The 20,146-nt window shown below is 70.9% G+C and carries 17 protein-coding genes; 10 read left to right on the top strand and 7 right to left on the bottom strand.

Going from position 1 to position 20,146, the window contains the following annotated elements; genetic code table 11:
* Positions 1 to 42: 42 nt before the first annotated feature.
* A complete protein-coding gene (meaB, locus tag ACNPQM_RS22900) occupies positions 43 to 1,002 on the bottom strand; it encodes a methylmalonyl Co-A mutase-associated GTPase MeaB (protein ID WP_266981398.1) in 960 nt (319 codons plus the stop codon).
* A 41-nt stretch (positions 1,003 to 1,043) separates the two neighbouring features.
* Positions 1,044 to 2,246 (bottom strand): acetyl-CoA C-acetyltransferase, encoded by a 1,203-nt coding sequence (locus ACNPQM_RS22895; RefSeq protein ID WP_418085528.1) that lies wholly within the window; start codon positions 2,244 to 2,246, stop codon positions 1,044 to 1,046.
* Between the two features lie 135 nt (positions 2,247 to 2,381).
* On the opposite strand from ACNPQM_RS22895, the gene mce reads away from it, so the two are divergent.
* The 5 genes from mce (at position 2,382) to ACNPQM_RS22870 (ending at position 9,812) form a co-directional block, all read left to right on the top strand.
* A complete protein-coding gene (mce, locus tag ACNPQM_RS22890; protein ID WP_358857439.1) occupies positions 2,382 to 2,810 on the top strand; it encodes a methylmalonyl-CoA epimerase in 429 nt (142 codons plus the stop codon).
* Positions 2,811 to 2,975: 165 nt separating this feature from the next.
* Positions 2,976 to 6,803: a polarized growth protein Scy gene (scy, locus tag ACNPQM_RS22885; protein ID WP_418085527.1), complete on the top strand. Its 3,828-nt coding sequence runs from the start codon at positions 2,976 to 2,978 to the stop codon at positions 6,801 to 6,803.
* A gap of 185 nt (positions 6,804 to 6,988) precedes the next feature.
* Positions 6,989 to 7,927 carry a cellulose-binding protein gene (locus ACNPQM_RS22880; RefSeq protein WP_358857437.1) on the top strand — a complete coding sequence of 313 codons (939 nt, stop codon included), beginning with the start codon at positions 6,989 to 6,991 and terminating at the stop codon, positions 7,925 to 7,927.
* Positions 7,928 to 8,013: 86 nt separating this feature from the next.
* A complete protein-coding gene (locus ACNPQM_RS22875) occupies positions 8,014 to 9,027 on the top strand; it encodes an ABC transporter ATP-binding protein (protein WP_418085526.1) in 1,014 nt (337 codons plus the stop codon).
* Positions 9,028 to 9,032: 5 nt separating this feature from the next.
* The gene (locus ACNPQM_RS22870) at positions 9,033 to 9,812 is read left to right on the top strand and encodes an ABC transporter permease subunit (RefSeq protein ID WP_418085525.1); all 780 of its coding nucleotides are present in this window, start codon (positions 9,033 to 9,035) and stop codon (positions 9,810 to 9,812) included.
* Here the strand turns inward: ACNPQM_RS22870 and ACNPQM_RS22865 are convergent.
* Entirely contained in the window at positions 9,793 to 10,764 is a 972-nt protein-coding gene (locus tag ACNPQM_RS22865) for a hypothetical protein (protein WP_418085524.1), read from the bottom strand. The genes ACNPQM_RS22870 and ACNPQM_RS22865 overlap by 20 nt on opposite strands.
* A 170-nt stretch (positions 10,765 to 10,934) precedes the next feature.
* On the opposite strand from ACNPQM_RS22865, the gene ACNPQM_RS22860 reads away from it, so the two are divergent.
* The 3 genes from ACNPQM_RS22860 (at position 10,935) to ACNPQM_RS22850 (ending at position 13,929) form a co-directional block, all read left to right on the top strand.
* The gene (locus ACNPQM_RS22860; protein WP_358857433.1) at positions 10,935 to 11,798 is read left to right on the top strand and encodes a hypothetical protein; all 864 of its coding nucleotides are present in this window, start codon (positions 10,935 to 10,937) and stop codon (positions 11,796 to 11,798) included.
* 110 nt (positions 11,799 to 11,908) lie between these two features.
* Positions 11,909 to 13,057, top strand: a complete 1,149-nt coding sequence (locus ACNPQM_RS22855) for an ABC transporter ATP-binding protein (protein WP_418085523.1) — start codon at positions 11,909 to 11,911, stop codon at positions 13,055 to 13,057.
* The gene (locus ACNPQM_RS22850; RefSeq protein ID WP_358857431.1) at positions 13,054 to 13,929 is read left to right on the top strand and encodes an ABC transporter permease subunit; all 876 of its coding nucleotides are present in this window, start codon (positions 13,054 to 13,056) and stop codon (positions 13,927 to 13,929) included. Before ACNPQM_RS22855 ends, ACNPQM_RS22850 begins: the two co-directional genes overlap by 4 nt.
* 16 nt (positions 13,930 to 13,945) lie before the next feature.
* Here the strand turns inward: ACNPQM_RS22850 and ACNPQM_RS22845 are convergent, their stop codons facing one another.
* On the bottom strand, positions 13,946 to 14,275 hold the full coding sequence (locus ACNPQM_RS22845; RefSeq protein ID WP_358857430.1) for an ATP/GTP-binding protein: 330 nt from the start codon (positions 14,273 to 14,275) through the stop codon (positions 13,946 to 13,948).
* A 198-nt stretch (positions 14,276 to 14,473) separates the two neighbouring features.
* On the opposite strand from ACNPQM_RS22845, the gene ACNPQM_RS22840 reads away from it, so the two are divergent.
* Positions 14,474 to 15,526 (top strand): LLM class flavin-dependent oxidoreductase, encoded by a 1,053-nt coding sequence (locus ACNPQM_RS22840; protein WP_358857429.1) that lies wholly within the window; start codon positions 14,474 to 14,476, stop codon positions 15,524 to 15,526.
* Positions 15,527 to 15,603: 77 nt separating this feature from the next.
* Here the strand turns inward: ACNPQM_RS22840 and ACNPQM_RS22835 are convergent, their stop codons facing one another.
* Positions 15,604 to 15,996 (bottom strand): SCO5389 family protein, encoded by a 393-nt coding sequence (locus ACNPQM_RS22835; protein ID WP_358857428.1) that lies wholly within the window; start codon positions 15,994 to 15,996, stop codon positions 15,604 to 15,606.
* Positions 15,997 to 16,267: 271 nt separating this feature from the next.
* Between ACNPQM_RS22835 and nucS the strand changes: the two genes are divergently transcribed.
* Positions 16,268 to 16,939: an endonuclease NucS gene (gene nucS / locus ACNPQM_RS22830; RefSeq protein WP_030971518.1), complete on the top strand. Its 672-nt coding sequence runs from the start codon at positions 16,268 to 16,270 to the stop codon at positions 16,937 to 16,939.
* Positions 16,940 to 17,016: 77 nt separating this feature from the next.
* Here nucS and ACNPQM_RS22825 read toward each other — a convergent pair whose 3' ends face one another.
* Together ACNPQM_RS22825 and ACNPQM_RS22820 are read right to left on the bottom strand one after the other, a co-directional pair.
* Positions 17,017 to 19,494 carry an ATP-binding protein gene (locus tag ACNPQM_RS22825; protein ID WP_418085522.1) on the bottom strand — a complete coding sequence of 826 codons (2,478 nt, stop codon included), beginning with the start codon at positions 19,492 to 19,494 and terminating at the stop codon, positions 17,017 to 17,019.
* Positions 19,495 to 19,706: 212 nt separating this feature from the next.
* Positions 19,707 to 20,030, bottom strand: coding sequence for an STAS domain-containing protein (locus tag ACNPQM_RS22820; protein WP_327244317.1), 324 nt, complete (start codon positions 20,028 to 20,030; stop codon positions 19,707 to 19,709).
* Positions 20,031 to 20,146 lie beyond the last annotated feature (116 nt).

The raw sequence follows: 20,146 nt of genomic DNA, 5'->3' as shown, positions 1-20,146 counted from the left end.
GGCGGCCCGCACGCCGCCCCTCACCCGCCCGGTACCTGCCTGTCAGGACTCGCCCGTGATCCCCGCCACCAGTTCGTCCGCCGCCGCGTACGGGTCCAGGCGGCCCGCCACGATGCGTTCGGCCAGGGCGCCGAGGCGGCGGTCGCCGTGCAGGTCGCCGATGCGTTCGCGCAGTCTGGTGACCGCGATCGTCTCGACCTCGCCGGCCGCGCGCGCCGTGCGGCGCTCGGCCAGGACGCCGTGCTCCTCCATCCACGCCCGGTGCTTCTCCAGTGCCTCGACGACTTCGTCGATGCCCTCGCCCCGGGCGGCGACCGTCTTCACGATCGGCGGCCGCCAGTCGCCGGGGCCGCGGGACTCCCCGAGACCCAGCATGTGGTTGAGCTCGCGGGCGGTGGCGTCCGCGCCGTCCCGGTCGGCCTTGTTGACGACGTACACGTCGCCGATCTCCAGGATTCCGGCCTTCGCCGCCTGGATGCCGTCGCCCATGCCGGGCGCGAGGAGGACCACCGAGGTGTCGGCCTGGGAGGCGATCTCCACCTCCGACTGGCCGACGCCGACCGTCTCCACCAGGATCACGTCGCAGCCCGCCGCATCCAGCACCCGGATCGCCTGCGGCGCCGACCAGGCGAGGCCGCCCAGGTGCCCGCGGGTGGCCATGGAGCGGATGTAGACGCCGGGGTCGGAGGCGTGCTCCGACATCCGGACCCGGTCGCCGAGGAGCGCGCCGCCGGAGAACGGCGACGACGGGTCGACGGCGAGGACGCCGACCCGCTTTCCGGCCCGCCGGTACGCCGAGACGAGCGCCGAGGTCGAGGTCGACTTGCCGACACCCGGTGAACCGGTGAGCCCGACGACGTACGCGTTCCCGGCCAGCGGCGCGAGGGCCGCCATCACCTCGCGCAGCTGCGGCGACGCCCCCTCCACGAGGGAGATGAGCCGGGCCACGGCCCGCGGCCGGCCTTCACGGGCCTGCTCGACCAGGGTGGGAACGTCCACCATCACCGCTCCGTTCGGTTCGCTCTGTGTCTACGTGACGAGGACTACTTGCCGGGGACGCGGATGATCAGCGCGTCGCCCTGACCGCCGCCACCGCACAGCGCCGCCGCACCCGTGCCGCCGCCGCGCCGCTTCAGCTCCAGCGCCAGGTGCAGCACCACGCGGGCGCCGGACATCCCGATCGGGTGGCCGAGCGCGATGGCGCCGCCGTTGACGTTCACCTTTTCCGGGGAGACGCCGAGGTCCTTCATCGACTGGAGGGCGACGGCTGCGAACGCCTCGTTGATCTCGATGAGGTCGAGGTCCTCGACGCTCAGCCCGTCCTTCTTCAGCGCGTGCTGGATCGCGTTGGACGGCTGCGACTGGAGCGAGTTGTCCGGGCCCGCCACGTTGCCGTGGGCGCCGATCTCGGCGATCCAGTCCAGGCCCAGCTCCTCGGCCTTGGCCTTGCTCATCACGACGACCGCGGCGGCGCCGTCGGAGATCTGCGAGGAGGTGCCCGCGGTGATCGTGCCGTCCTTGGCGAAGGCGGGCCGGAGCTTGCCGAGGGCCTCGACGGTCGTCTCAGCGCGGATGCCCTCGTCCTTGGAGAAGAGGACCGGGTCGCCCTTGCGCTGCGGGATCTCGACCGGGGTGATCTCGGCCTCGAAGAGACCGTTCTTCTGGGCGGCGGCGGCGCGCTGGTGGGACCGGGCGCCGATCTCGTCCTGGTCGGCGCGGCTCAGACCGAGGCGGGTGTTGTGCTTCTCGGTGGACTCACCCATCGGGATGTTCTCGTAGGCGTCGGTCAGACCGTCGTACGCCATCGAGTCGAGCATCTCGATCGCGCCGTACTTGTAGCCCTCGCGGGACTTCGGGAGCAGGTGCGGGGCGTTGGTCATGGACTCCTGGCCGCCGGCGACGACGACGTCGAATTCACCCGCGCGGATCAGCTGGTCGGCCAGAGCGATCGCGTCGAGGCCGGAAAGGCAGACCTTGTTGACGGTGAGCGCGGGAACGCTCATCGGGATACCGGCCTTGACCGCGGCCTGGCGTGCCGGGATCTGCCCCGCCCCGGCCTGGAGCACCTGGCCCATGATCACGTACTCGACCTGGTCGCCGCCGATACCGGCCCGGTCCAGCGCGGCCTTGATGGCGAAGCCGCCGAGATCGGCTCCGGAGAAGCTCTTCAGGGAGCCGAGAAGACGGCCCATGGGCGTACGGGCGCCCGCGACGATCACTGAGGTGGTACCGGTCGTTCCAGACATGAGGCACGGCCCCTTGGATTAGATGTGAACGAGGGTTTACTCGAATGTACTGAGCGGTTCGCGGCCCGTCATCCAGCAGCGGGTGTGATCGCGCGCACGTTGCGTAACCATCGGTGGAGCGCTCCACTGTTGTCCATGCTGACGCGAATCGACCACATCGGAATCGCCTGTTTCGACCTCGACAAAACCGTCGAGTTCTACCGCGCGACCTACGGCTTCGAAGTCTTCCACTCGGAGGTCAACGAGGAGCAGGGCGTACGCGAGGCCATGCTCAAGATCAACGAGACCTCGGACGGCGGTGCCTCGTACCTCCAGCTCCTGGAGCCCACCCGCGAGGACTCGGCCGTCGGAAAATGGCTGGCCAAGAACGGCGAGGGAGTCCACCACATCGCCTTCGGCACCGCAGACGTCGACGCGGACGCAGCGGACATCCGTTCCAAGGGGGTCAGGGTGCTGTACGACGAGCCCAGGACCGGGTCGATGGGGTCGCGGATCACCTTTCTGCACCCCAAGGACTGCCACGGCGTTCTCACCGAACTGGTCACGTCCGCAGCGGAGCACTGACCTCCGGATACCCGGCCCGGTAGAGTGGGCGGTTCCGGGCCGGGGCCGGGTCGGGGCCGCGCCGCGTCCCCAGCCGTTGATCTGTCACCATTCCCCGGGGGACCGTTCGCCGGCGAACGGTGCTCGTTTGGAGAGTTGCGACCAGGGGACGGATGGGACCGCGCAGTGCGGGGCTACGAACGCCAGGAGAGCCACCGAGCTGAAGACGACCATCTCTCGCGGTTCGAAGCCAAGATGGACCGGCTGAGGACCGACCGGGAGAAGGCCGTCCAGCACGCCGAGGACCTCGGTTACCAGGTCGAGGTCTTGCGCGCCAAGCTGCACGAGGCTCGGCGCAATCTCGCGACCCGTCCCGCATACGACAGCGCGGACATCGGTTACCAGGCCGAACAGCTGCTCCGTAATGCCCAGATCCAGGCCGAACAGCTGCGCACCGACGCCGAGCGCGAGCTCCGTGACGCCCGGGCGCAGACGCAGCGGATCCTGCAGGAGCACGCCGAGCACCAGGCACGGCTGCAGGCCGAACTGCACAACGAGGCCGTGCAGCGACGGCAGCGCCTCGACCAGGAGCTGGCGGAGCGCCGCCAGACCGTCGAGTCGCATGTCAACGAGAACGTCGCCTGGGCCGAGCAGCTCCGGGCCAGGACCGAGTCCCAGGCCCGCCGGCTGCTCGATGAGTCCCGGGCCGAGGCCGAGCAGTCCCTGGCGGGCGCCCGCGCCGAGGCCGCCCGGCTCGCCGACGAGACCCGGCACCGGCTCGGCTCCGAGGCGGAGTCCGCCCGTTCCGAGGCCGAAGCGATCCTGCTGCGCGCCCGCAAGGACGCCGAACGGCTGCTGAGCGCCGCCTCCAGCCAGGCGCAGGAGGCCACCAGCCACGCCGAACAGCTGCGGACGTCGACGACCGCGGAGACCGAGCAGACCCGGCAGCAGACCGCCGAGCTGAACCGGGCCGCCGAGCAGCGCCTGCAGGAGGCCGAGACACAGCTGCGCGAGGCCCGCCTGGAGGCGGAGAAGGTCCTCGCCGAGGCGAAGGATGCCGCGGTCAAGCGGCTGGCCGGCGCCGAGTCGCAGAACGAGCAGCGCACCCGTACGGCCAAGTCGGAGATCGCCCGGCTGGTCGGCGAGGCCACGAAGGACGCCGAGGCGCTGAAGGCGGAAGCCGAGCAGGCGCTCGCCGACGCCCGCGCCGAGGCGGACCGGATCAAGTCCGAGGCGACCGAGAAGGCCCGCGCGGCGGCCGTCGAGGACACTGCGGCCCAGCTCGCCAAGGCGGCCAGGACCGCCGAGGAGGTGCTGACCAAGGCGTCCGAGGACGCACGGTCGACCACGAAGGCGGCGAGCGAGGAGGCCGACCGGATCCGCCGCGAGGCGGAGGCCGAGGCGGACCGGCTGCGCGGCGAGGCCGCCGAACAGGCCGACCAGCTCAAGGGCGCGGCCAAGGACGACACCGAGGAGTACCGGGCCAGGACCGTCGAGCTGCAGGAGGAGGCCCGCAGGCTGCGCGGCGAGGCCGAGCAACTGCGCTCCGAGGCGGTCGCCGAGGGCGAGCGGATCAGGGGCGAGGCCCGCCGCGAGGCCGTCCAGCAGATCGAGGAGGGCGCGAAGACCGCCGAGGAACTGCTGTCCAAGGCGAAGGCGGACGCCGAGGAACTGCGGACCGCCGCGGGCACCGAGAGCGACCGGGTCCGTACCGAGGCCGTCGAGCGCGCCACGGCCCTGCGCACCCAGGCCGAGGAAGCGCTGGAGCGGGCCCGTGCCGAGGCCGACCGGCTGCGTACGGAGTCCGAGGAGCAGGCGGAGTCCACCACGGCCGCGGCCGAGCAGGCGGCGGCCGGGCTCCGGGAGGAGACCGAGCGTGCGGTCGCCGCACGGCAGGCCGAGGCTGCCGACGAGCTGGCCCGGCTGCAGACCGAGGCCGGGGCCCGGGTCGCCGCCGCCGAGCAGACGCTGGCGGACGCGCGCGGCGAGGCGGAGCGGATCCGCCGCGAGACGAACGAGGAGTCCGAGCGGCTGCGCGCGGAGGCCGCCGAGCGGCTGCGTGCTCTGCAGACACAGGCCGAGACCGAGGCCGAGCGGCTGCGTGACGAGGCCGCGGCGGACGCGTCGCAGTCGCGTGCCGAGGGCGAGTCCGTCGCCGTCCGGCTGCGCAGCGAGGCGGCCGCCGAGGCGGAGCGCCTCAAGTCCGAGGCTCAGGACAGCGCCGACCGGGTACGGGCCGAGGCCGCGGCCGCCGCCGAACGCGTGGGCACCGAGGCCGCCGAGGCGCTGGCCGCCGCGCAGGAGGAGGCGAACCGGCGCCGCCGCGAGGCGGAGGAGACCCTCGACGCGGCGCGCACCGAGGCGAACCAGGAGCGCGAGCGCGCGCGCGAACAGAGCGAGGAGCTGCTCGCCTCCGCCCGCAAGCGGGTCGAGGAGGCGCAGGCCGAGGCGCACCGCCTGGTCGAGGAGGCGGACGCGCGGGCGACCGAGATGGTCTCCGCGGCCGAGCAGCACGCCCAGCAGGTACGGGAATCGGTCTCCGGGCTCCAGGAGCAGGCCGAGGCGGAGATCGCCGGGCTGCGTTCCACCGCCGAGCATGTGGCGGAGCGGACGAAGGCCGAGGCGCAGGAGGAGGCGGACCGGGTCCGCGCCGATGCGCACGCGGAGCGGGAGCGGGCGAGCGAGGACGCGAGCCGGATCCGCCGGGAGGCGCAGGAGGAGTCCGAGGCCGCCAAGGCGATGGCCGAACGGACCGTCAGCGACGCGATCACCGAGTCGGAGCGGCTGCGCTCGGACACCGCGGAGTACAGCCAGCGGATGCGTACCGAGGCTTCGGACGCGCTGGCGTCGGCCGAGCAGGATGCCTCCCGCAGTCGTGCGGAGGCCCGCGAGGACGCCAACCGGATGCGTTCGGACGCCGCGGCGCAGGTCGACCTGCTCGTCGGCGAGGCGACGAGCGAGAGCGAGCGGATCCGTACCGAGGCGGCAGAGCAGGCGACGACCCTCGTCAGCGACGCCACGGCCCGGGCCGACCAGCTCCTCGGCGAGGCGACCGACGAGGCGGAGCGGCTGCGCGCGGAGGCGGCGGCCACTGTCGCCTCGGCGCAGGAGCACGCGGCACACACCCGTGAGGAATCGGAGCGGGTGCGCACCGACGCGGAGGCGGCGGCCGAGCAGTTGCGCGGCGAAGCCCGCGCGGAGGCGGACCGGTTGCTCGACGAGACGCGAGAGGCGGCGGCGAAGCGCCGTGCGGACGCCGCCGAGCAGGCCGACCAGCTCATGAACAAGGCCCAGGAGGAGGCGCTGCGCGCCGCCACCGAGGCCGAGGAGCAGGCCGACACGATGGTCGGCGCGGCCCGCAAGGAGGCCGTGCGGATCGCCTCCGAGGCGACCGTCGAGGGCAACACCCTGGTGGAGCGGGCGCGTACGGACGCGGACGAGCTGCTGGTCGGTGCGCGCCGGGACGCCACGGCCATTCGGGAGCGGACGGAGGAGCTCCGGGCTCGTACGGAGAGCGAGATCGAGCAGCTGCACGACCGGGCCCGGCAGGAGACCTCCGAGCAGATGAAGACGGCGGGCGAGCGCGTCGACAAGCTGATGAAGGCGGCGACCGAGCAGCGCGAGGAAGCCGCGGCGAAGGCCAAGGAGTTGCTGGCGGAAGCGAATTCGGAGGCGAGCAAGGTCCGGATCGCCGCGGTGAAGCGGGCCGAGTCGCTGCTGAAGGAGGCCGAGCAGAAGAAGGCCAGCATGGTCCGCGAGGCCGAGAAGCTGCGGGCCGACGCCGAGCAGGAGGCGAAGCGGACGGTCGACGAGGGCCAGCGCGAGCTCGATCTCCTGGTGCGCCGGCGCAAGGACATCAACACGGAGATCTCCCGCGTCCAGGACGTACTGGAGGCATTGGAGTCCTTCGAGGCACCGACGGGCGGCGGAAAGAGTGCGGGTGGCGGGTCCACCGGCGTCAAAGCCGGAGCCTCGGCAGGCACTCGATCGAGTGGCAAGTCGTCCGACGGGTAGTCAGCCGGCCATGTCACGTGCTTCGACAAGAACGTTCAACCCTCCGAGTGGCAAGGGATCCGGGGGTCAGCCACTCAAAAGGGGTGTCATTCTCCAGATCAAACGGGCATCCACTCGATGACACGCCGCCCGGGCCCCTAGGATTCCCTCTATCACCTCACCGGTCTTACTTCGACAGGAACCTCATGAGTGACCCTTCCTCCCCCTTCGGCTTCGAGCTAGTGCGGCGCGGTTACGACCGCGGTCAGGTGGATGACCGCATTACCAAGCTCGTCGCCGACCGTGATAGTGCTCTGACCCGCATCACGTCTCTGGAAAAGCGCATCGAGGAGCTCCACCTCGAAACGCAGAACGCCCAGGCCCAGGTGAATGACGCGGAGCCGTCGTACGCGGGTCTCGGTGCGCGCGTGGAGAAGATTCTCCGCCTCGCCGAGGAGGAGGCGAAGGAGCTGCGCGAGGAGGCCCGTCGCGCCGCCGAGCAGCACCGCGAGCTCGCCGAGTCGGCCGCCCAGCAGGTGCGCAACGACGCCGAGTCGTTCGCCGCCGAGCGCAAGGCGAAGGCCGAGGACGAGGGCGTCCGCATCGTCGAGAAGTCCAAGGGTGAGGCCAACGCGCTGCGTACCGAGGCCCAGAAGGACGCGGCGCAGAAGCGCGAGGAGGCCGACGCCCTCTTCGAGGAGACCCGCGCCAAGGCCGCCCAGGCCGCCGCGGACTTCGAGACCAACCTGGCCAAGCGCCGCGACCAGTCGGAGCGCGACCTCGCGTCCCGTCAGGCCAAGGCCGAGAAGCGCCTCGCCGAGATCGAGCACCGCGCCGAGCAGCTCCGCCTGGAGGCCGAGAAGCTCCGCACGGACGCCGAGCGCCGGGCGCGTCAGACCGTGGAGACCGCGCAGCGCCAGGCCGAGGACATCGTGGCCGACGCGAACGCCAAGGCCGACCGGATCCGCAGCGAATCGGAGCGCGAGCTGGCGGCGCTCACCAACCGCCGCGACTCCATCAACGCGCAGCTGACCAACGTCCGCGAGATGCTGGCGACGCTGACCGGTGCCGCGGTGGCCGCCGCGGGTTCGCCGGTGGACGACGAGTCCGTCACCCGTGGTGTCCCGGCTCAGCAGACCCGCTGACGCCGCGGTACCTCAGCTGCACTCTTCGCGCGCCCGGTTCCGCCCTTGTGGTGGCGCCGGGCGCGTGGCCGTTCTAGCGTGAACGCATGATCGAGCTTGACGGTCTCACCAAGCGCTTCGGCAACAAGGTTGCCGTCGACCACCTTTCATTCCAGGTCAGACCTGGAATGGTGACGGGTTTTCTGGGCCCGAACGGGGCGGGCAAGTCCACCACGATGCGGATGATGCTCGATCTCGACAACCCGACCAGTGGATCGGTACGGATCGACGGCAGGCACTACCGTGAGCTGTCGGAACCCCTGAAGCACATCGGTGCGCTGCTCGACGCCAAGTCGATGCACGGAGGGCGCAGCGCGTACAACAATCTGCTCTGTCTCGCGCAGAGCAATCGCATCCCGGAGAGCCGCGTCCCGGAAGTCCTCGACACCGTCGGTCTGAGCGCGGTGGCGAAGAAGAAGTCGAAGTCGTTCTCCCTCGGAATGGGCCAGCGGCTCGGAATCGCGGCCGCGCTGCTCGGCGATCCCGAGATCCTGATGTTCGACGAGCCCGTCAACGGTCTGGACCCCGAGGGAATTCACTGGATCCGCAATCTGATGAAGACGCTCGCGACGGAAGGCCGGACGATCTTCGTCTCCTCGCATCTGATGAGCGAAATGGCCCTCACCGCGGACCATTTGATCGTCATCGGCCAGGGCCGGCTGCTCGCCGACACCTCGATGGCCGATTTCATCCACCAGAACTCGCGCAGTTACGTACGGATGCGCTCTCCGCAGCAGGAACGGCTGCGTGATGTGCTGCACGAGGCGGGCATCGTCGCGGTCGAATCGGGGAGCGGCGTGCTGGAGATCGACGGCGCCACCAGCGAACAGCTCGGCGAGCTGGCCGCGCAGCACCAAATCGTGCTGCATGAGCTGAGCTCCCAGCGGGCCTCGCTGGAGGAGGCATTCATGCAGATGACTGCGGACTCCGTGGAGTACCACGCCCATGCGGACCACGCCGGGTGGCCGCCACCACCCGCGGGCCCCCAGTGGGGCGAGCAGTGGAACCGGCAGCACGACAGCTTCACGTCCGGCACCTCCGGCACCGGAAAGGGGGCGTGACGACGATGGCATCGGCACCCGCGGTCCTGACCTCCGAGTGGACCAAGATCCGTACGGTCTCCTCCACCACCTGGACCCTGATCTCCGCGTTCGCCGTCACCGCGGCGATGAGCGCGGCACTCTGCGCACTGATGAACTCCCAGTTCGACGAACTCCCCCCGGCGGAGCAGGCCACCTTCGACCCGGCCCTCCTCAGTTTCTCCGGGATGGTCCTCGGTCAGCTCGCGATGGTGGTCTTCGGCGTCCTGGTGGTCAGCACGGAATACAGCTCGGGCATGATCCGTACATCGCTGGCGGCCGTGCCGCAGCGCGGTTCGTTCCTCTTCAGCAAGATCCTGATCGCCGGTGTGCTGTCACTGGTCGTCGGACTGGTCACCAGTTTCACCACGTTCTTCCTCGGCCAGGCCCTCCTCGGCGACCATCGCACGGACATCGGTGCGGAGAATGTCCTGCGTGCGGTCTTCGGCGGCGGCATCTACATGGGGCTGATCGCGATCTTCTCCATGGGTGTGGCGACGATGCTGCGCAGCTCGATGCTGTCGCTCGGCATCCTGATGCCGTTCTTCTTCCTCGTCTCACAGATCCTGTCGGCGGTCCCGGGCGCCAAGAACGTGGCCCGCTACTTCCCCGACCAGGCGGGCTCCAAGATCATGCAGGTGGTTCCGGCCGCCATGAACAGCGAGCCTGCGCCGTACGGGCCGTGGGGCGGGCTCGGCATTATGACCGCATGGGTGGCGGCCGCGCTGATCGGCGGGTACCTCGTGCTCAAGAAGCGGGACGCGTAGGCGGCAGGTCCGACTCGGACTCGGTCAGTACCGAGTCGAAGTCCTCCCAGCCCTCCCACTGCCAGACGTCCCGCGCAGGGTCCGCCTTGAGCGGGACGAACCGGCCGAGCTCGAAGTCGCCCTGGGCCGCGTCCAGGTCGAACCACCGCTCGTCAGCCACCTCACTGCCGAGCCCCACCGCCCGCGCCGTCAGCCTCACCATGAGTTTGGCGTCCTCCGACGCGGACAGATCCTTGCCCTGAATCCTGGCAAGAGGCAGCTGCCGCACGGTGGCGTCCACCGGGATCCATACGGTGAAGGGCGCCCCTCGTTCCACGGCGAGCCACGAACGCTCGTCGGCCCGCTGCCCCTTCTCGTCCAGGACCTTGAGCCACTTCTTGTAGATGACACGGCTGCCGTCGAAAGGCGATGTCTCCAGGTAGCGCAGATGCACCCGGGCTCTGAGGTCGACGACCGAGAGGTTGTCGAAGGAGTTGTAGAAGCGCACCGCAATGACGGCATGGTCCGCCGCCGCGCCCTCGGGTACGGGAAAGTCCGCGGTACGGGCCGGCGAGACGCTCGCGCGCTGTCGCCAGACGAACGGGCGCAGCGCGAACAGCTTGATCAGGACGATGCCGAGCACCACGGCGGGCGCCAGCGCGCCCGTCAATGAGGCGAGGGTGGCCAGCAGCTGGTGGGCGAGGCTGTCCTGCTCGGGGCTGAGGCTGTCCGTACCCACGCAGGCCCGCAGTGCCCCCAGGGTCAGGTTCAGCAGTCCCTCTCTGTCACGGAAGCGGTCGCCGACACTGCGCGAGGAGTGCTCGGTCAGGGTCCAGACGGCCGCGATGAATACGGCGAGACAGACCAGCGCGCTGAGCGCCATCAGCATCAGCGCGTGCACGGAACGGCCCGCGACCCACCAGCGCGCGGATGTCCGGTGGCGCGGATGCGGTCGTTCGCTCCGCCGTCGCACGGGTACCCACATCAGTCCGCCCCCGTTCGGAACCGTCGTGCGAGGGGCTCCTTGCCCGCATTCGGCTCCGGCGAATCCCGCGTGCCGGGTGCCGCTGGTGCTCGCCGCGGGTAGACCGGGTGTGGAAGGCTGCCCGTGTCCGTTCCCGTGCCCGATCGAAGGACGTCACCATGAAGGACCGAAGCCTCGCTGCGCTGGGCCTTGACGACGTGCCGGCGAAGGAACCGCTGACCTATCCGGGCCGCCCGGCCACCGAGCCCTCGTTGCTCGACGGCGACGAACTGCTTCAGCTGGGCGTCCGCCCGATGCGGCTCGGCGACTGGTACGTCGAGGAGAAGCGGCAGCTCGACGAGGAACTGCGGCAACGAGGCCAGGTCGTGACCGGCAGTCGGCATCCGGTCATCGCGGTCGGCTCCAACGCGTCCCCCGGCCAGGTCAGCCACAAGCTCACCCGGCTCGGAATCCCCGTCACCGTGCCGATGGTGCCGGTGCGGGTGGAGGGCATCGGCGTCGGCTGCTCCGGGCACATCAGTCCGGCCGGCTATGTCGCGGGCACGCCGTACGTGGACCGCGGCGCGAGCGCGGTCCTCGTCGTCGCCTGGCTGGACGCCGAGCAGCTGGACGCCGTCGATGCCACCGAGTTCCCCGACTACCGGCGGGCGATACTGCCCGGTGACGAATTCCCGATGACCATGCCGTCCGGGGAACGGCTCGGCGGCGCGTACCTCTACTTCAGCTCGCACGGTGTACTGGCCGGCCCGGACGGCACACCGCGTCCCGGCGGCGGCGACCAGTCCGAGCTCCTCGCCGCCCTGCTCGCCGCTTCGCCCCGTCTCGGTGAACTGCTGGGCCCCGATCCGTCGTCCTGGGTCAAGAAGGCGGGCATCGATCCCGGCCTGCGCGAGGAGGGCACCCGGATCTTCCGCGAGGAGGGATGGGTGCTCCCGCAGACCGACTTCCTGCCGTACCTCGACGCCTCCGGCGACCTGCGGTTCTACGACGACCTGCCGCCTCTCGGCGACTCGCTTCCCTGAACGGCTTGGCCGGAACCGTCAAAGGCTGGATATCCTCCTAACTCTTACGGGGGGCGTGCGGCCTGACGGCCTGGGCCCCGACGACAGATAAAAGTCGATGGGGCTGAAGCATGATCGAGGCAGTCGGCCTGACCAAGCGCTACGGCGCGAAGACGGCCGTGTACAACCTTTCCTTCCAGGTGCGGCCCGGCGCCGTCACCGGATTCCTCGGTCCCAACGGGTCGGGCAAGTCCACCACGATGCGCATGATGCTCGGCCTGGACCGGCCGACGTCCGGCCATGTGACGATCGGCGGGCATCCCTTCCGGAGCCTGCCGAACGCGCCACGCCAGGTGGGTGCGCTGCTGGACGCCAAGGCGGTGCACGGAGGCCGCAGCGCCCGTAGCCACCTGCTCTCGCTGGCGCATCTCGCGGGTATCCCGGCTGCCCGGGTCGACGAGGTGCTCGGCGTCGTGGGCCTGCAGGACGTCGCCAAGAAGCGGTCCAAGGGCTTCTCGCTCGGCATGGGGCAGCGGCTCGGGATCGCGGCGGCGCTGCTGGGCGACCCGCAGGTGCTGCTCTTCGACGAGCCCGTCAACGGTCTCGACCCGGAGGGCATTCTCTGGGTCCGCAATCTGATGCGCTTGCTGGCGTCCGAGGGCCGTACGGTCTTCGTTTCCAGCCACCTGATGAGCGAGATGGCGCTCACCGCCGATCATCTGATCGTGATCGGGCGTGGGCAACTGCTCGCCGACATGAGCGTCAAGGACTTCATCTCCGCCAACTCGGCCGATTTCGCACGGGTACGCGTCCCGGATGCGCAGCCCGAGCAGCGGGAGAAGCTGACCGCCGCGCTCACCGAGGCGGGCGGCCAGGTCATGTCGGAGCCGGATGGGGCCCTGCGGGTCACCGGGCTGCAGCTGCCGCGGATCAGTGACCTGGCGCACGGGGCGGATGTACGGCTGTGGGAGCTCTCACCGCACCAGGCCTCGCTGGAGGAGGCGTACATGCGGATGACGCAGAGCGCCGTGGACTACCGCTCGACGGCGGACCAGAAGGCCGGGCTGCAGCAGCCCGTGCCGGGCGGCGGATACGCACCGCCGCTGCAGACCGTCCCTGAGTTGCCGCAGCAGGGCTGGTACGCCCCGCCGCCGCCCGGACAGAACCCGTACACGGCACCCCCCGGGGCCGCCCCGGCCGTACCCACGACCGCACCCGCCGCACCCGCAGCCGGCCCGGCAGACCTGACCAAGCACGACACCAGCGAGGACGCCCGATGACAACGCCGCCGACTCCGCAGGCGCCGTACCAGCAGCAGGCGCAGCAGTACCCGCAGCAGAACTGGGCGCCCGCGCCCACCGATCTGTACACCTCGCCGATCCCGCAGCGCCGCGCCACCCTCGCCGACGCGCTCGCCTCCGAGTGGACCAAGATCCGCTCCGTGCGCTCCACGATGTGGACGCTCGGCATCATGATCGTGCTGCTGCTCGGCATCGGGCTGCTGTCGGCCGTCGCCGTCAACACGTCCGGCTCCGAGCTCGACAACACCAAGGTGCTCAGCTTCGGCTTCTTCGGGGTACTTCTCGGTTCGATCTGTGTGATCACGCTCGGCGTGATGACCATCGCCACCGAGTACGGCACCGGCATGATCCGTACGACACTGACGGCCTGCCCCAGCCGTGCCCGGGTGCTGAGCGCGAAGGCGATCGTCTTCTTCCTGCTCACCTTCACCATCACGACGGTGATGACCGCGCTCGTCGCCGTGCTGCAGACCGCCATCCTGGACGGCGGTACCGCCAGCGGTGACGACTGGCTGCGCGCCACGGTCGGTGTCGGTCTCTACATCGCGACCCTGGGACTGCTGTCGCTCGCGGTCGGCGCCCTCATCCGGCACTCCGCCGGCGCGATCACGATCATGATCGCGGTGGTACTGCTGCCGCTGGTGCTGGCCATGTTCATGTTCTCGCAGTCGCTCGCCAAGGTGCAGCAGGCCCTCTTCGAGTACTCGATCCCCAGCCAGCTCGGCGGGCTGTACGACGCCTCGGTCTCCACGTCGGGGCCGTCCGGCTGGGAGCCACTGTGGATCATGCTGGGCGTCACGGCCGTGGCCATGGCCGGCGCCTACGCGGCGCTGGACCGGCGCGACGCCTGACCGGTCACCGGCCGGCTCAGTAGCGCGGCGCGTTCCTGGACCGCTGCACCCTTGTGGTGCGGCGGTCCTTCGCGTTCCAGCACGCCTTGTGCCAGTGCCTGCGGTCGTCGACCCCGCCGTACTCGGACCAGGCGACGAGGTGCGGTACGCCGGACGGGATCTCCTGGTCGCAGCCGGGGCAGCGGTACCGCTTGCCCGCCGCGCTCGCGCCGCTCACCGGGCGCACCGACCACTGCTCGCCCTGCCACTCCTCGGCACGCCCGCCGCCGCCGTAGCGCTCCCCCGGCACATTCGCGCTGCCGGTGGGACTCTCGCCGCCTCGGGGACGGTTACGGCGCGGGGACACGTGACACCTCACGGGGCAGGCTGGGCAGTTCCCGTCAAGCGTAGGGCCATTCGGCCGAGGCAGGCGTCCGGTACCGCCCAGGACAGGACGGGTTACCGGAAAATCGCAACAACTTCGCCGCGGACCGTGCCCTTGGCACGTGTCAGACGTTGTTGCCAGTAGGGGAGAGCCACGTCGGCCACAAGGAGGTAATTGGCGATGCGCGTGGGAACGTTCGTACTGGCAGCCCAGTTTCCCGGGCAGGGGCCGGGGGAAGCGCTGCATCGCGCGATCCGGTCCACCGAGGTCGCGGAGGAATCCGGGCTCGATTCGGTCTGGCTCGCAGAACATCATTTCGTGCCGTACGGGGTCTGCCCGTCCGCCGTCACGCTGGCCGCGCTGCTGCTCGGCCGCACCCGCAGGATCCGGGTCGGTACAGCAGTCAGCGTGCTGCCGAACCAGCATCCGGTGGCGCTCGGCGAACAGGCCGCGCTGCTCCAGCTCACCAGCGGGGGCAGGTTCTCCCTCGGCGTGGGACGGGGCGGGCCCTGGGTGGACCTGGAGGTGTTCGGAGGGGGCCTGGAGGCGTACGAGAAGGGCTTCCCCGAGTCGTTGGACCTGCTGCTCGACTGGCTGCGCAAACCGCGCGTAGCGGGCAACGGGGAGCGATTCGGCTTCCGTGAGGTCGCGGTGGTCCCCCGGGCCGACGAGCTGCTCGACGAGAACGACGGGAATGGCTCGCAAGGGCCGGGCGGCCCCGAGGTGATCGTCGCGTGCACGTCGCCGAAGAGCGTGAAACTCGCCGCCGAGAACGGCCTGCCGATGCTCCTCGGAATGCACTGCGGCGACGAGGAGAAGGCCGACATGGTCGCCCTGTGGGGTTCCACCGCGCTCGCCGCGGGCCGGTCGCCCGAGAGTGTCCGGGAAGCGGGCCATGTCTCCGCGGGCGTCGCCCAGATCGCGGACCGGTCCGCGGAGGCCGTGGAGACACTCGCGAAGGCGATGCCGGGGTGGCTGCGACAAGGACTGGAAGCCCATGTGACGGTCGACGGCAGGCACCGCGTCATGCGCGACCCGGTCGCCTATACGGAGTTGCTCTGCGACCTTCATCCGGTGGGCCCGCCCCGGCTCGCCGCCGACCGGCTCGCCGCGACCGCCGAGCGGACAGGTATCACCAGGTTCGCGCTCCTGGTGGAGGGTTCGGGAGATCTGGCGGCCACGGAGGAGAACGTAGCGCGGCTGGGCACCGAGGTACTGCCACTACTGGCATGAACACCCGTAGGAGTACGGGGAGCTGCCGCCCCGGAGCCAGTTGCACCTCCTGCAGCCCGGAGCGGCAGCAGAAGCGTTCAGCAGTCCCGTAGTTCGGGCGACTGGTTGAGCAACTGCCCCCTCACCGAAGTGAATCGGGCCAGCCGCTCGTCGACCGAGGCGTCCAGCGGGAACACCGCGACGCGGTGGCAGTTCTGGAATGCCAGGCGCACCCCGAAGTGCCGCTGCAGCGCACCGCGTATCGCATCACTCGCGAGCGCACGCAGCAGCTGACCACGTGCCTGCTCGTCCGGCGGAGGCGTCTGGTTGTCGGCGAAATCTCCGCCGTCGACCTTCAGCTGGGCCACCAGAGAGCTGATCATCTCCCATGCGTAGGGCAGGGAGGTCCGGACGCAGTCGACGAAGTCGGCTTCGTCGACCTCGCCTCGCTCGGCCTGTTCCAACAGCGCCGGTGAGACGTCGAGCGACATGGGTTCTCCTCTCGCGACCCCGGCGGTCGGCCAGGGCCTTACGGGCAGGGAAGAGGGACGGCGACGCAGCGTACACGCGCGGCGACCTCATGCTTCCACGGTAAGGGCGCAGTCCGGGCCGCACCAGGAGATTGGGAACACAACCGGCCAATAACGAAGGTGCGCAAAGAGGGGCAAGCCCGAGGTCCCGAAGCGCCGTGGTGGGCGGTGGCGGTGGGGCGACCGAGGGGGAATCGCGCCGGGCACCCGTCGTCGAGTAGCGTTGCCGACCATGCGTCTCGTCATCGCCCGCTGCTCCGTGGACTACGCGGGCCGGCTCACGGCCCACCTGCCCTCCGCTCCCCGCCTCATCCTGGTGAAGGCGGACGGGAGCGTCTCCATCCACGCCGACGACAGGGCGTACAAACCCCTCAACTGGATGTCACCGCCCTGCACCCTGAAGGAGGGCGCCGACGACACCGAAGGCGTCTGGACCGTGGTGAACAAAGCGGGCGAAAAACTGATTATCACGATGGAGGAGATCCTCCACGACTCCTCGCACGAACTGGGCGTCGATCCGGGCCTCATCAAGGACGGCGTGGAAGCGCACCTGCAGGAACTCCTCGCCGACCGGATCGAGATCCTCGGCGAGGGCTACACGCTGATCCGCCGCGAATACCCCACCGCCATCGGCCCGGTCGACATCCTGTGCCGGGACGCGGACGGGAAGACCGTGGCCGTGGAGCTGAAGCGACGCGGTGACATCGACGGCGTGGAGCAGCTGACCCGTTATCTGGAGCTGCTCAACCGCGATCCCCACCTTGCCCCGGTCAAGGGCATCTTTGCAGCGCAGGAAATCAAGCCGCAGGCCCGGGTGCTGGCGACGGACCGCGGAATCGGCTGCGTGGTGCTCGATTACGACGCCATGCGCGGCATCGAGGACGACAAGCTCCGCTTGTTCTGACCACGGCCTCCGCACCATGGAAGGCCCCGGACCGCGCCGTGCGGTCCGGGGCCTTCCACGTTTCCGCGGACGTGCGCTCAGGCCACGACCGGTTCCGGAGAGCTGCCGGACGCGCTCGCCGTCGTGGACGGGCCGCTCGCCGAATCGGAGGTGTCCGGGGATGTGGTGTCCGTCGGGGTCTCGGTCGGGGCGGGGGGGCCGGTCGTCTCCGTCTCCGTCGGGGTCGGAGTGGCCGGCTTGGTCGGCGTCTTCGTGGGTGTCCTGGTCGGCGACTCGGTGGGCGTGCCCGGGGAGCTGGGCCTCCCGCTCGTCGGCCGGCCCGAACTCGGGCTGTCGCTCGGCGCGCCCGACTCCGAGGACGGTGCACCGCTGCCGCTCGGGGTGACCTGGCTCCCGGACGGCCCCGGCGTCCAGGGCGAGCCGGTCGACGAGACCCCGCCCGGTGTCGAGTCGCCCGCCGACTCGTCGGCCGGGAGCCCGTTCTCGCTGTCGTCCTCGCCCGCCGTCTGCTCGGTCGAGACGCTTCCGCCGTCCTGGGCGTCACTGCTGGGCATCATGCCGAGCGTCACCACGGTGCCGAGCACCGCGGCCAGCACGACGCCCGCGCCCGCCGCGACCAGATTGCGCCGGGCGCCGCCCAGCACCGCCTTGCGGCCGCCGAATCCACCGATGCCGGATGCCGGGGTGGCCCGGGGTATCAGCGCGGTTTCGTCCTCGGACGTCCGCGGCAGCACCATCGGCCCGGCCGCGGGCATGCCGCCGAACGGCGACGCCGGCTCGTCGTACCGCGTGGCCGGCATCTCCTCGCCTGTCGGTGTGCGGCCGCCGGGCAATGTGCCGGAGCAGTCCGCGACCAGGGCGAGCGCCCGGCGTCCGGCCACCGCCCCGGGCTTGTCGGCGAGCGCGCCGCGCATGCCGATCGAGGTCTCCAGTTCGGCCCTGGCCCGGTCCGGATTCCCGTTGCAGAGCGCGAGAACGCCCAACTCGTGATGGAAGTAGGCCTCCTCCGCGACCTCACCGGCGATCCTGGCGGCCTCCTGACCCAGCCGCAGGGTCTTCTCCCAGCCGCTCCAGTGCAGCCCGGCCGCGAAGGCGGGGGCGGCACTGCGGGCCAGCAGCACGGCGGCGCTGGCCTGTCCGGCCCCGTCGCCGGGGATCAGCCGGGTCATGGCCGCGACGATCGCGTCGGCCTCGGCGACCGCCCGGGCGGCGGTGACCGAGGGGTGCCCGGCCCACCATGCGTAGTGCTGGGCGGCGGTGCGGGCCCGGTCGTCCGCGTCCTCGCCGTACCCGGCGGCCTCCAGCTGGGCGACGACTCCGGGGGCCAGCCGGTAGCGGGAACCGGCCGGCGAGAGCAGTCCGCAGCCGGCCAGCTCACCGAGTGCGGCATCGGCGTGGGTGTCCCCCACGAGCGCCGGCAGATGCGCCTGGTGCGGCACCTCGCCGCCGAGTGCGACCGCGAAGTGCAGGGCGTCGCGCGCCGGGCCGCTCAGCCGGGAGGCGAGCAGTGCGGCAGGTGCCGCGCCCTCGCCGAGGCTGGGCAGCGGTACGTCCCACCCTTCGGCGTCGGCGCCCTTCGCGAAGACGTCGCCGACGGGCCGGCCCTCGCCGTGGCCCTGCTCGTCGTCGGCGGCCGGGTCGGTGCGCAGCATGTCGCGCTGGCGCAGCAGGGCTCCCGCCTGGACGAAGCGCAGCGGCAGCCCCTCGGACTCGAACCAGAGGTCACCCGCCCAGTTCGCCTCGTCGTCGGTGAGCGGCCGCTCGACGACGTGTTCCAGCAGCTCGACGGAGGCGCTGCGGCCCAGTCCTGCGAGGAAGACCTCGTCGAGGTGCGCGTCGGCGGCGGGCGCCGGGGCGTCGGGGGTCGTGGCGAGCAGGAAGGCGCACTCGGGCGTCGCGTCGAGCAGCTCGTCCAGCGCGGCCCCGCCGAACTCCAGGTCGTCGAGGACGACGACGGCGCCGATGGACCGGAGCTTCTCGAGAAGTACGGCGCGGTCGGGGCGGAGCAGCGGTGCGTCGTAGACCGCCTCGAAGAGCCCGTACAGGAGGTCCGTGACGGTGCGCTTGAGGCCGGAGAGCCGGACGACTCCGTCCGGTGCGAGGTCCGCGCAGTCGGCGGCGACGGCGCTCAGCAGCGCCGTGCGGCCGGACCCGGCCGGCCCCGTGAGCCGTACCGAGCGGCCGCGCGTCAGCAGGCGCACCAGCCGCTCACGTTCTTCCTGGCGCTCCAGGAGCGGCAGTTGGGGGGCAGGCGGACCCGGTGGTACGGGCGGTGCGGCGGCACGCTCGCGGTCGGCGCGCTCGGCGGCATTGCGGCGGACCGGCACGGAGGGCTGCTCCCCCGGCGGGCAGAGCTCGACCTCGCTGCCGTCGACCGGGTTGACGGTGAGCAGGAAGTCGCCGGAGACGACCTGCACGACACGTGACTGCTGCATCGTCTGCTGGTTGAAATTGCTGGTCAGCGGCGCGCGGGGCTGCGTTCGTCGACCGCTTTCCTCGCCCTGGCCATCATTGTCCTGGCCGAAATCTTCCGGCCCCTGGTGTATCGGGTCCATCGCCAAAGTCCCCCAGACGCGTCGCGCGGTTGCCCCTCCCGGCCTCGCACGCACCGCTGTCGCTTCTGGTCCGGTGTCCGCCCCATGGGTTCCGTCATTAGGGGGACGGCCGAACCCTAGACCGTCGCCCCGTATCCACACACCATCGGGGTGACATGCCGCCCAGGACGTCACGGTCTCGTGAGGATTGTGCGTGTTCGGACGAACGCCCTCTACACCCGGGGCAGGGAGTCTGCGGCGATTCCGCCCTCGATCGCCAGAATGCGGTGCAGTCGGGTCGCCACCAGCAGGCGCTGCATCTGCGGCGGCACTCCGCGGAGCACCAGCCGCCGCCCGGCCCGCCCGGCCCTGCGGTGTGCGCCCATGATGACGCCCAGTCCGGTGGCATCCCAGGAGTCCAGCTCGGTCAGGTCGAGCACCAGGTCGCCGGCTCCGTCGTCGAGGGCGGAGTGCAGGACCGTACGGGCGTCCGCCGCGCTCCGGACGTCGAGGCGGCCCCCGACGACCAGCTCGGTGTGGTCGCCCCTGATGTGCATATGCGCTCCCCGGAAATACTCCATGGACGGTCCGTCTGCCTGTTCCTGCCCCTGCTCCGTCTCTGCCACAACTGACTGTGCCGGCCACAGGGAAGTTGCCATCTGTAAGCGAACCG

This window comes from Streptomyces sp. NPDC056231 (genome assembly GCF_048270745.1).
Taxonomy (GTDB): domain Bacteria; phylum Actinomycetota; class Actinomycetes; order Streptomycetales; family Streptomycetaceae; genus Streptomyces.
Note: the sequence above shows the minus strand (reverse complement) of the source record. Positions and strands in the feature narration are given on the sequence as shown.